The sequence below is a fragment of the Nonomuraea sp. NPDC050227 genome, assembly GCF_044459705.1.
GTDB lineage: Bacteria > Actinomycetota > Actinomycetes > Streptosporangiales > Streptosporangiaceae > Nonomuraea.
On record NZ_JBITJF010000006.1, the window covers coordinates 262361 to 273934 of the forward strand.

Annotated in this window: 8 protein-coding genes and 1 pseudogene; 3 read left to right on the plus strand and 6 right to left on the minus strand. The window is 72.7% G+C overall.

Features of this window, described 5'->3' with window-relative positions; genetic code table 11:
• Positions 1 to 11 precede the first annotated feature (11 nt).
• From ACIBK9_RS24745 to ACIBK9_RS24765, 5 genes and pseudogenes are all read right to left on the minus strand, one after another.
• Positions 12 to 1940 (minus strand): protein kinase, encoded by a 1929-nt coding sequence (locus ACIBK9_RS24745; protein WP_397161378.1) that lies wholly within the window; start codon positions 1938 to 1940, stop codon positions 12 to 14.
• 75 nt (positions 1941 to 2015) lie between these two features.
• Positions 2016 to 2948, minus strand: a complete 933-nt coding sequence (locus tag ACIBK9_RS24750; RefSeq protein ID WP_352353011.1) for a MazG family protein — start codon at positions 2946 to 2948, stop codon at positions 2016 to 2018.
• Between the two features lie 4 nt (positions 2949 to 2952).
• Positions 2953 to 3549, minus strand: a pseudogene (locus ACIBK9_RS24755) (SurA N-terminal domain-containing protein); the annotation flags it as partial.
• Between the two features lie 23 nt (positions 3550 to 3572).
• On the minus strand, positions 3573 to 7073 hold the full coding sequence (gene mfd / locus ACIBK9_RS24760; protein ID WP_397161380.1) for a transcription-repair coupling factor: 3501 nt from the start codon (positions 7071 to 7073) through the stop codon (positions 3573 to 3575).
• Positions 7074 to 7148: 75 nt separating this feature from the next.
• On the minus strand, positions 7149 to 7520 hold the full coding sequence (locus tag ACIBK9_RS24765; protein WP_358294522.1) for a signal peptidase I: 372 nt from the start codon (positions 7518 to 7520) through the stop codon (positions 7149 to 7151).
• Positions 7521 to 7582: 62 nt separating this feature from the next.
• Here ACIBK9_RS24765 and ACIBK9_RS24770 point away from each other — a divergent pair, with 62 nt between their 5' ends.
• The 3 genes from ACIBK9_RS24770 to ACIBK9_RS24780 all read left to right on the plus strand — a co-directional run bounded on the left by ACIBK9_RS24770 (position 7583) and on the right by ACIBK9_RS24780 (position 10477).
• On the plus strand, positions 7583 to 8302 hold the full coding sequence (locus ACIBK9_RS24770) for a methyltransferase domain-containing protein (RefSeq protein WP_358294524.1): 720 nt from the start codon (positions 7583 to 7585) through the stop codon (positions 8300 to 8302).
• A 70-nt stretch (positions 8303 to 8372) separates the two neighbouring features.
• A complete protein-coding gene (cysC, locus tag ACIBK9_RS24775; protein WP_397161383.1) occupies positions 8373 to 9587 on the plus strand; it encodes an adenylyl-sulfate kinase in 1215 nt (404 codons plus the stop codon).
• Positions 9584 to 10477, plus strand: a complete 894-nt coding sequence (locus ACIBK9_RS24780) for a sulfite exporter TauE/SafE family protein (protein WP_397161385.1) — start codon at positions 9584 to 9586, stop codon at positions 10475 to 10477. The genes cysC and ACIBK9_RS24780 overlap by 4 nt, the downstream gene beginning before the upstream one ends.
• Here the strand turns inward: ACIBK9_RS24780 and ACIBK9_RS24785 are convergent.
• On the minus strand, positions 10474 to 11493 hold the full coding sequence (locus tag ACIBK9_RS24785; RefSeq protein WP_397161387.1) for a glycoside hydrolase family 26 protein: 1020 nt from the start codon (positions 11491 to 11493) through the stop codon (positions 10474 to 10476). The genes ACIBK9_RS24780 and ACIBK9_RS24785 overlap by 4 nt on opposite strands.
• Positions 11494 to 11574 lie beyond the last annotated feature (81 nt).

Consider the following 11574-nt stretch of genomic DNA (forward strand, 5'->3'; position numbering starts at 1 on the left):
CCCGTCGTGGGTCAGCTGGCCGGGGACAGGCTCCAGGCCTGGAGGCGGCCGCCGGTCGCGGCGACCAGCAGCCCGTCGCCCACCGCCAGGGCGGTGATCTTCCTGCCCGGCGCGAGGCCGCCCAGCCGCTCGCCGCGGTCGGCGTTCCAGACGGTGACCCCGTCGCCGCCCCCGGCGATCATCCGGCGGCCGCCCGCGGCCGTGACGCCGGCGCCCGCCGCGCCCGTGCTGAAGCCGCGTACGAAGGCGCCGCTGGCCAGGTCGTACACGGCGGTCGAGCGGCCCGTGGTGACGGCGGCGTGGCCGTCGCCGAACGCGGCGACCGAGCGCACCTCGCCCTTGCCCTCGCCGAGCAGCCCGCCGGCCGCGCCCACCAGGCCCCGGCCGGTGCCGACGAGGGCCTTGCCGCCGGCCTCGTCCCAGGCCAGGGCGGTGACCGGGCCGGCGGCGGCCCTGGTGCTGGCGACGACGCGGTTGGAGGCCAGGTCGAGCGTCACGACCCGGCCGTCGCGGCAGCCGATCACGACCGCGGGCTGCTTGCGCCACTGGCCGGGCGCCAGGCGGGCCTCCGACGGGCACACCGCGTGCCACGTGCCGGGGCGGGCGTCGCCGATGCGCCAGCGCCGCACGGCCCCGTCCGTGCCCGTCCAGACCGCCGTCTGCCGGCCGCCCACCGGGACCAGCAGCAGCGAGCGCACCGGCGTGGGGCCGGCGTCCGCGAGCCGGTCGAGCGGCTCGCCGGCACGCGGGTCCCACACCTCGATCGAGTTGCCCGCCCGCTCGGCGTAGACGACGACGGGCGCGCCCTTGTGGTGACCGATGGCCATCGCCGCCACCTGGGCCCCCGGCTCGGGCCCGAACTCGGGGCCGAGCTCGACGCCGAACGCCCCCGCCTGCCCGCCGTCCCCGCCGCCGGAGGGCAGACCGGCGTTCCGCCACAACGCCCCGGCCACCACCCCCACGACGACGAGCACGCCGACCCCGGCGGCGGCCCACCTCCGCCGCGTCACCGGCCGCCCGCCGGACGGCGCCTCCCGCACCTCACCCGCCCCGGGCCGCGCCCGCCCACGGACGTGCCCACTGACGTGCCCGCCGACGTCCCCACGGACATGCCCACGGACGTGCCCGCGCGGCGCCGTACGGCCCAGCAGCCGCGCCAGCACGTCGTCGGCCGACGGCCGCGCCCGCGGCTCCTTGGCCAGGCACGCCGCCAGCACCGCGCGCAGCGGCTCGGGCACCTCGCGCAGGTCCGGCTCGGCGTGCAGGATCCGGTTCAGCACGGCCGGGATCGAGTCCCGGCCGAACAGCGGCTCCCCCGTGGCGGCGAACCCGATGGTGGCCGCCCAGCTGAAGACGTCGGAGGCGGCCGTCGCGCTCTCCCCCGCGATCTGCTCCGGCGACATGTACCCCGGCGTGCCGACGACGCTGCTCGCCGTGGTGGAGACGTCCAGGTCCTTGGCGATGCCGAAGTCGATCACGCGGGGGCCGTCCTGGCCCATCAGCACGTTGCTCGGCTTGAAGTCGCGGTGCACGATGCCCGCGCCGTGGATGGCGGTCAGTGCCGTGATCGTGCCGGCCGCCAGCCGGTCCAGCTCGCCGCCGGTCAGCGGGCCGCCGTCGAGGACCAGGTCGTGCAGGGACGGCCCGTCGATGAACTCGCTGACGATGTACGGCCGCCCCTCGGCCAGCCCGCTGCCGTAGATCCGCGCCGTGCGCGCGCCCGCCACCTTGGCGGCGGTCGTGCTCTCCCGCAGGAACCGGCGGGTGGCCCGCTCGTCGCCCAGCAGGCGCGGATGCAGCACCTTGACGGCCGCGTGGCCGCCGCCCGCGTCGCGGCCGAGGAACACCGATCCCTGGCCGCCGTCGCCCAGCCGGCCGAGCAGGCGGTAGCCCGCCACCTCCCGCGGCTCCCCCGAGCGCAGCGGTCTCAGCTCCACCACCAGTCCCCCTCGGCTCGCCGGTTCAAGCCCCCGAGGATCCTGGCATTGGGTGACTTCTTCCGACAAGCAGGGCGGTCAGGCGTTGGACTCCCACGCGCGTACGCGGTCGCGGTAGGCACGGGCCGCGGCGCGCAGCTCGGCCTCGGGGTCCAGTCCGGCCTCCTGCGCCCGGCGTACGAGGTCGAACAGCTCGCGCGCCACCCCCTGGCCGATCGCGGCCGCCAGCGCCTCGGGCGCACCGGCCCGCTCGGCCCTGCGCAGCAGCTGGGCGGCCAGCGCGAGCGCGGGCTGGCCCATGGGGACGCCGTCGAGCACCGACGACTCGCCGCCCTTGGCCGCCCGCTCGGCCGCCTTGATCGCCTCCCAGTTGTCGTTGACCTCGTCCGCGCTCTCGGCCCGCACCGATCCGAACACGTGCGGGTGCCGCCGGACGAGCTTCTCGACGATCCCGGCGGCGACGTCGTCCATGTCGAACGTCTCGGCCACGCGGGCGTGGAAGACCACCTGGAGCAGCAGGTCGCCGAGCTCCTCGCGGAGCGCCGGGTAGTCGCCCTGCTCGATCGTCTCCAGGACCTCGTACGACTCCTCCAGCAGGTACGGCACCAGCGACTCGTGCGTCTGCTTGCGGTCCCACGGGCATTCGGTGCGCAGCCGGTCCATCACCGCGACCAGGTCGAGCACCCGCGACCCCGGCAGGTCGTACGAACCGGGCACGACCTCGATGAGCGGCGGCTCGTCGAGCGCGATGGCCGCGCGCCCGATCGCGCGCATGAAGTCCTCGTCGTCACCGGCGAGCCAGACCACCCGCTCGCGCACCGCCCGCCTGGACAGCGCGACCGCGTCGGGCACGACGACCTCCGCCTCGATCCCGGCGGCGGCCAGATAGGGGAGCTGCGGATGACCGGCGGAGCCGGTCAGCACGGGCCCCGAGCGCAGCGCCTGCCAGGCCTGGTCGCTCAGCAGGCCCGGCGCGACCCTGGGCGAGGTGGTGACGACGATCAGCGGCATCGGGCTAGCCCTGCTGCTGTTGCTGCGCCTGCTGGGAGGACTTGCCGAACCGGCCCGGATCGACGAAGCCCTGCTGGCTGAACTCGCCGTAACGCGGGCTGTAGACCGGCTTGATGCTCGTCAGCTCCTTGACGAACTTCTCCTGCGCGGCCTGGTCCTGGGCGCCGCCGAGCTGGTTGCGCACCTTGACCGCGCCCAGCTCCGCGCGCAGGTAGCCACGCGCGTCGGCCGGGCTGACGCCCCTGGCGATCAGGTTGATCTCGGGCGACTGGTACTGGCCCGGGTCCTTGAGCGCGTTGTCGACCTCGCTCTCGCTGACCTGCACGTTGTGCTTGGCCGCGAGCTGCCTGAACGCGCTCTCGTTCGCCATCCGGTAGAGCACGAACTGGGTGACGGGCACCCCGAGCTGCTCGGCCGAGACGTTGGCGCGCTTGAGTGCGGCCTCGTACTCCTGAACGTTCTTGGTCAGGTCGCGGGCCGAGATGCGCTCGCTCCCGACCACGGCCGCGGCTCCGGCCTCCATGGGCGAAGAGCAGGCGGTCAGCGCGGCGAGTCCTACCGCACCGGCGGCCACAGCCACTCGAATCGACTTCACATGCGTCCCTTTCCGAACAAAAACCGCGCTTAGCTTACCCGCGCGGGCTCAAGAAACATCGCCTCGACCAGGTCGCCGCACCATTTGAGCAGATCCAGGTCGCGCAACGGCTGCCCGCCCAGCGGCTTGGTCTTGGGCACCGGCACGAGCAGCGTCTCGGCCGCCTGCTTGTAGACCGCCTTCTTGTACAGCCGGTCGAGCCTGACCTGCTGCGACTCCCGCAGCCGCGCCGGGCCGAACTTGATGTTCTGCCCCTGCAGCGTGACGTCGGTGAGCCCGGCCGAGCGCGCCTTGATCCGGAAGCGGGCCACCTCCAGCAGGTTCTCCACCTCCACCGGCGGCTTGCCGTAGCGGTCGGTGAGCTCGTCGCGGACCTCGTCGATGTGGATCGGCGCGGCGATGGCCGCGATGCGCTTGTACGCCTCCAGCCGCAGCCGCTCGGAGGTGACGTAGTCGTGCGGGATGTGGGCGTTGATGGGCAGCTCGACCTTGACGTCCTGCTGCTCCTCCTGGACCTCGGCCCCGGACAGCTTCGCCTTCTGCTCCTGCACGGCCTCGGCCATCAGGCGCACGTAGAGGTCGAAGCCGACGCCCGCGATGAAGCCCGACTGCTCGGCGCCGAGCACGTTGCCCGCGCCGCGGATCTCCAGGTCCTTCATCGCGACGTACATGCCCGCGCCCATCTCGGTGTGCTGGGAGATGGTGGCCAGGCGCTCGTGCGCGGTCTCCGTCAGCGGCTTCTCCGGCGGGTAGAGGAAGTACGCGTAACCGCGTTCCCTGCCTCGCCCGACCCGGCCCCTGAGCTGGTGCAGCTGGGACAGGCCGTAGTTGTCGGCCCGGTCGACGATGAGCGTGTTGGCGTTGGGCACGTCGAGGCCGGACTCGACGATCGTGGTGGAGACGAGCAGGTCGTACTCGCGTTCCCAGAAGCCGACCATGATCTTTTCGAGCTGGTGCTCGTTCATCTGGCCGTGGGCGACCGCGATGCGCGCCTCGGGGACCAGCTCGCGCAGCCGCGCCGCCACCCGGTTGATCGAGGCCACTCGGTTGTGCACGAAGAAGATCTGGCCGTCGCGCATCAGCTCGCGCCGGATCGCCGCCGCGATCTGCTTCTCCTCGTACGGCCCCACAAAGGTGAGGATCGGGTGCCGCTCCTCCGGCGGCGTGAGGATCGTGGACATCTCGCGGATGCCGGTCAGGCCCATCTCCAGCGTGCGCGGGATCGGCGTGGCCGACATGGCCAGCACGTCGACCTGCGTGCGCAGGTGCTTCATGGCCTCCTTGTGCTCGACGCCGAAGCGCTGCTCCTCGTCGATGATGATCAGCCCGAGGTCCTTGAAGCGCACCTCGGGGCTGAACAGCCGGTGGGTGCCGATGACGACGTCGACCGCGCCCGACCGCAGCCCCTCCAGCGTGCCCTTGACCTCGCCGTCGGTCTGGAAGCGCGAGATCGGCCTGATCGCGACGGGGAAGCTGGAGAACCGCTCGGTGAAGGTGGACATGTGCTGCTGCACCAGCAGCGTGGTCGGCACCAGCACGGCCACCTGCTTGCCGTCCTGGACCGCCTTGAACGCCGCCCGCACCGCGATCTCGGTCTTGCCGTAGCCGACGTCGCCGCAGATCAGCCGGTCCATCGGGACGCCGCGCTCCATGTCGCGCTTGACCTCGTCGATGGCCTCCAGCTGGTCGCCGGTCTCGGCGTAGGGGAAGGCGTCCTCCATCTCCCGCTGCCACGGCGTGTCGGCGCCGAAGGCGTGGCCCGGCGAGGCCATGCGGGCCGAGTAGAGCCTGATCAGCTCGCCGGCGATCTCCTTGACCGCCTTCTTGGCCTTGGACTTGGCCTTGGCCCAGTCGGCGCCGCCCATGCGGTTGAGCGTGGGCGCCTCGCCGCCGACGTAGCGGGTGACCTCGTCGAGCTGGTCGGTGGGCACGTAGAGGCGGTCGCCCTTGGCGTACTCGATGACCAGGTACTCGCGGGTCGCGCCCTGGACCGTGCGCTGAACCATCTCGACGTAGCGGCCGACGCCGTGCTGCTCGTGCACGACGTGGTCGCCGACCTTGAGCTGGAGCGGGTCGACCATGTTGCGGCGGCGCGAGGGCAGCCGGCGCATGTCCTTGGTGGACGCCTTCTGGCCCACCAGGTCGAGGTGGGTGAGCACGGCCAGGCGCGGCGTGATGAACCCGTGCTCGATCAGGCCGGTCGAGACGTGCACGACCTTGGGCTCGGGCGCCTTGTCCAGGAAACGCTGCAACCGCGCGGGCACGTCGACGCCCTTGAGCAGCTCGACCATGCGCTCGGCCGGCCCGTGGCCCTCGCTGAGCAGCACGACCGCCTTGTCCTCGGCCAGCCAGCCCTTGATGTCGGCCAGCGCCTTGGCGGTGTCGCCCCGGTAGGCCTCGGAGTCATGGGCGTCGAGCTCGACGCCGTTGCCGAACGGCGCCATCGTCCACCACGGCTGGCCCAGCGCGTCGGCGTGGCCGCGGATCTCCTCCAGCGTGCGGAAGGCCGCCGCGCCCAGGTCGATCGGCGCCTCGCCGCCGGCCGCCGCGTTGATCCAGGACGCCTCCAGGAACTCCTGCGAGGTGCGTACGAGCTCCTCTGCCCGGCCCCTGATGCGCTCGGGGTCGCACACGAACACCGCCGACCTGACCGGCAGGTGGTCGAGCAGCAGGTCCATCTCCCCCGCCAGCACCGGCGCGAACGCCTCCATGCCCTCGACCGGAATGCCGTCGGCGAGCTGGTCGAGCACCTCGGCGAGGGCCGGGTGCTGCTGCGCCAGCTCCCGCGCCCGCGCCCTGACCTCGCCGGTCAGCAGCAGCTCGCGGCACGGCGGCGCGAACAGGCCGTCCTCGGCCGCCTCCAGCGAGCGCTGGTCGGCCACCTTGAACCAGCGGATCTCCTCGACCGTGTCGCCCCAGAACTCCAGCCGCAGCGGATGCTCCTCGGTGGGCGGGAACACGTCGAGCAGCCCGCCGCGCACGGCCACCTCGCCGCGCTTCTCCACCATGTCGACCCGGTGGTAGCCGTTGGTGACCAGGCGCTCGACCACCTCGTCGAGATCGGCGTCGTCGCCGGCCCGCAGCCTGATCGGCTCCAGGTCGCCGAGCCCCTTGACGATCGGCTGGAGCAGCGCCCTGACCGGGGCGACCACCACGCCGAGCGGCCCGGCGGCGGTGTCGCCCTTGACCGGGTGCGCCAGCCTGCGCAGCACGGCCAGGCGCTGGCCCACGGTGTCGCTGCGCGGCGAGAGCCGCTCGTGCGGCAGCGTCTCCCAGGCCGGGAACACCGCGACCGAGCTCGGTTCGAGCAGGCTCGTCAGCGCCGCCGCCAGGTCCTCGGCCTCCCGGCCGGTGGCGGTGACGGCCAGCACGGTGCGCTGATCGTGCGCGGCCAGCGCGGCCACGCCGAACGGCCGCAACGCCGAGGGCGCGATCAGTGAGACGTCGCCGCCCTCTTCGAGCGCGGCGGTCAGCTTCGGGTCGGCCCCGGCCCCCAGGGCCACAAGGTCAAGCAGTCCGGAAAGACTCATCAGATACGCCCACAGCCCCACGACGGCAACACAACTACCCCCGGCCGGGTCAGGTCGCGGGGGTCTCCACCCAGCCTACTCGGGGTGCGGCACCCGGTAACCGGGGACCGACGGCCAGCGTACGGTGAGCACCACCGACTCCTCCTCGGCGACCCACGAGTGGTCCACGCCCTTGCCCCAGACCACGTAGTCGCCCGGCTCGGTCAGCAGCACGCCGCGCCCCGGCAGCTCCACCCGGAACCGGCCGCTGATCAGGACGAGCAGGGCGGTGCGCTCCTCGCCCCTGACCCACTGGGCGCGCTCGTCGCCCGCCGGGTGCACGCCCCACTTGATCTCGACTTCTTCACTGTGTCTTGGGTCGCCGAAGGGTTTGAAGTGACCGAGCAGCCAGCCCCGGTCGCCGGCCGCGTCGATATTGGCGTTCCCCACGTAAACCTGCCCGTCCACGGGGCAGGACGCTAGCAGGGAAGTGCCTAACCGAGACGGCTCGATTGATTACTGTAGGTGACATGTCTGAGGTGCGATCAGTCGCCCAGCGAGGCGACCTCTTCGGTCAACGGATCCGCGAGCACTGGGCCGGGCGGTACAGCCGGCGGCTCGACATACTCGTCGCGGGGTGCGCCCACGACGAGCCGCTCGACGTGGAGCCGCTGGAGGCCAGGGCCACGGGCGCCGACGAGGACCACCCGGTCATCAGAGACGTCGTGGAGGAGCGCGCCGACCTGGTGGCCTGGTCGCTCGGCGACCTGCGCTGCGTGCCACTCCAGCACCGCGCCTACGACGTGATCCATCTGTCGTTCCTGCTCGAACGCGTCCAGCATGCCGAGCTGGTGTTCGACCGCCTGCTCCAGTCGCTGCGACCGGGCGGCCTGGTGCTGCTGCGGATGCGCGACAGGAAGTCGGCCTACGGGCTGCTCGACCGTCTCACGCCGTCGTGGCTGCGCCGGGCGTTGTGGCGCACGCTGGTCACCCCCGGCACGCCGGGCCCGCTGCCCGTCGTCTACGAGCCGCTGGCCTCCAGCGACGGCATGCACGCGTTCTGTCTCAGCCGCGGGCTGATGATCACCGACGACGAGCGCCGGGTCAGCGGCCCGGCCCGCGCCGGCCGGCTCGGCTCCGCCGCCGTCGCGCTGGTCGACCGACTGAGCGGCGGGCGTTACCCCGCCTCCCACGACGAGATCACGATGGTGATCAGGAAGCCCCAGCATCACTTCGCCCGGCTGCTCTAGCGACAGGACGGTCCGAGCGACTAGACTCCTTTCCTACCAATTCAATCGGAATAGTTGGGATGTCGGAACCGTGGAGTGGACCCCGGACGCGCACGAGCTGGCCGACCTTGAGCTGCTGCTGTCCGGGGCGTTCGAGCCGCTGACCGGCTTCCTGGGCCACGACGACGTGCACGCCGTGCACGAGCGCGGCACGCTCGCCGACGGCACCCCCTGGCCCGCGCCGGTCACCCTCCACCTGCTCGCCGAGGTCTCGCCCGGCGACGAGGTGCGGCTGCTCGACCCCGAGGGCCTGCCGCTGGCCGTGCTCACCGTGACCGCGCGCGAGGCCGACGGCCTGACCTCGGGTCCGCTCAAGGCGCTCGGCGCGCCCGAGCACGGCCCGTTCGCCCGGCTGCGCCGCACGCCCGCCGAGGTCAGGGCCGAGCTCGGCGGCCGGCCCGCGCTGGCCGTCACGATGCGCGGGCCGCTCGACGACCTCACCGAGATCGTCGCCACCGCGAAGGAGCTCGACGCGGTGATCGTGCTGCTCCCCCTGTCGTACGGCGAGGCGGGCCCCGGCGTCGTCCGCGCCGCGCTGCGCGCCAAGACGCAGCTGCCGGAGGGCACCCTCGTGGTCCCGGTCCCCCTGGCGCCGCGCGCGGAGCCGGAGATCGACCTCGAACTGCGCGAGCACGTCGCCACCGCCTACGGCGCCACCGAGCACTACGCGGGCCCCGAGCCCGTCACGCTCCCCGGCCCGCCCCACCGCCGCGGCCTGGTCGTCTTCTTCACCGGCCTGTCCGGCTCGGGCAAGTCCACCATCGCCCGCGGCCTGCGCGACGCCCTGCTGGAGCTCGGCACCCGCACCGTCACCTACCTCGACGGCGACGTCGTGCGCCACCTGCTGTCCAAGGGCCTGACCTTCTCCAAGGCCGACCGCGACCTGAACATCCGGCGCATCGGCTTCGTCGCGGCCGAGGCCGCCCGCCACGGCGGCCTGGCGATCTGCGCCCCCATCGCCCCCTACGCCGCCACCCGCGAGGAGGTGCGCGAGACGGTCGAGTCCGTCGGGGCCGACTTCCTGCTCGTGCACGTCGCCACGCCGCTGGCGGAGTGCGAGCGGCGCGACCGTAAGGGCCTGTACGCCAAGGCCCGCGCCGGCCTGATCCCCGAGTTCACCGGCGTCTCCGACCCCTACGAGGAGCCGGACGACGCCGACCTGGTGATCGACACCACGCACATCTCGATCGAGGCGGCCGTCTCCCAGGTCCTGGGGGCGCTGCAGTCCGGAGGATGGGTACGTTGATCGACTTCGCACTGGTCGCCGGGTCCTTCGTCGTCGCGATCGTGGTCGGCCTGACCGGCATGGGCGGCGGGGCCCTGATGACCCCGATGATGATGTTGTTCTTCAACGTGCCGCCGCTGGCCGCGGTCTCCAGCGACCTGGTCGCCTCGGCCGTCATGAAGCCGGTCGGCAGCGTCGTCCACCTGCGGCGGGGCACGGTCAACCTGCGGCTGGTCGGCTGGTTGTGCGCCGGGTCGGTGCCGGCCGCGTTCTGCGGGGTGTTCCTGGCCCGCGCGTTCGCCGTGACGGACGCGGTCAAGTACGCGCTGGGCGTGGCGCTGCTGCTGGCCGTCGTCGGCATGGCGGTCAAGGGCTGGCTCGGCGCGCGGGGCGGCTCGTCGAACGCCCATGAGATCGTCGTGCGCCCAATTCCGACCCTACTGGTCGGTACGGTAGGCGGGCTCGTGGTCGGCGTCTCCTCCGTGGGATCGGGTTCGCTGATCATCGTGGCCCTGCTCGTGCTCTATCCGGCGCTCAAGGCCAACCAGCTCGTCGGCACCGACCTGGTGCAGGCCGTGCCCCTGGTCGCGGCGGCCGCGCTCGGCCACCTGATGTTCGGCGACTTCAAGCTGGAGCTCACGCTCTCGCTGCTGATCGGCTCGATCCCCGGCGTCTACCTCGGCGCGCGGATCTCCTCACGCGCCCCGGGCGGGCTGATCAGAGCCCTGCTGGCGATCGTCCTGCTCGCCTCGGCGCTCAAGCTCCTGGACGTCGGCAACGCCGTCACCGTCTGGCTGCTCGTCGCCGCCTGCGCGGTCGCCTTCGCCGGCTGGCGGCTGCGCGCCGGCGGCCTGGCCCGGCGCGGCGAGGGGGCCGCGGCCGTCGAGGCTCCCCAGGCAGCGCGGCGTTAGGGCCGCGGCACGCGGGTCGAGCGGAAGTAGCGGTCGCGGGCGAGCTGGGTGAAGGCGCGGGCCGCGCCCGGATCGGAGTCGAAGCTCGTGTTGCCGCGCGGCGCCTGCGGCGAGTCGAAGTACAGCAACGCCTTGATCTGCGGATACCGCTTGATCTGTCTCAGCACCGACTCGAAGAAGCGCCGTTTGAAGGCCCGGTCGGCGGGCCGCTCGAAGACCCCCCACTCGGCCACCATGACCGGCTTGCCGGGGAAGCGGGCCTGCATCCACCGGTAGAACCCCGGCCAGCTCCCGTACTCCTTGCGGGTCTTGTTCACCAGCCCGTCGAAGTCGCGCACCCGGTCGTCGGCGTACGGGTCCATGGCCACCCAGTCGACCACGTCGTCACCGGGGTAGAGATCCTCGAACCAGGGCTTGGCCGCCCAGTTGGGCGCGCCCATGTACGTCATCACCGTCACGGCGTTCTTCACCCCGCGCTCGCGCAGCCTGAGCACGACGTGCCGGAACATCGCCGCGTAGTCGCCGGCCTGCATGCCCGACCCCGAGCGGGCGTCGACGTCGTTCTCCGGCTCGTGGTGGAGGGTGAGGAAGAACCGTTCGGGGAAGGTGCGCCTGAGGTGGTCGGCCAGGCGGTCGATCCGCCGGTCGAGGGCGCCATCGGCGATGTCGGCCCAGGTGCGGTCGAGCGACGGCTTCCAGTTGATCATGAGCAGCCGGGGCCGGCCCGGGTCGCGGGCCAGGCCGATCTCCTGCGGGGTCGGGAACAGCTCGCTGCCGCGATGGTAGACGTGCAGCACGTCCGCGCCGGCGCCCATGCGCGACTCGGCCCCGCGCAGCGCCTCGGCCACCGGAGCGCCGGTGAAGACCTCGGGCGCCACGCCCCACCAGGCGCCGCAGGAGGGGATGAGCCTGGCGGTGACCGCGCAGGAGGGCGCGCCGGCCAGCTCGGCCGTGCTGGTGTCGACCCGGGCGGGCGTGCCCTCGGCCGTCGAGCAGGCGGCCAGGAGGGCGAGCACCGCGCAGGTGATTGCGGTTTTCGTCGCGAAAGACGCGAAGTGACACTTCATCGCGAAAGACGCGAAATGAGAAAAGCCCCG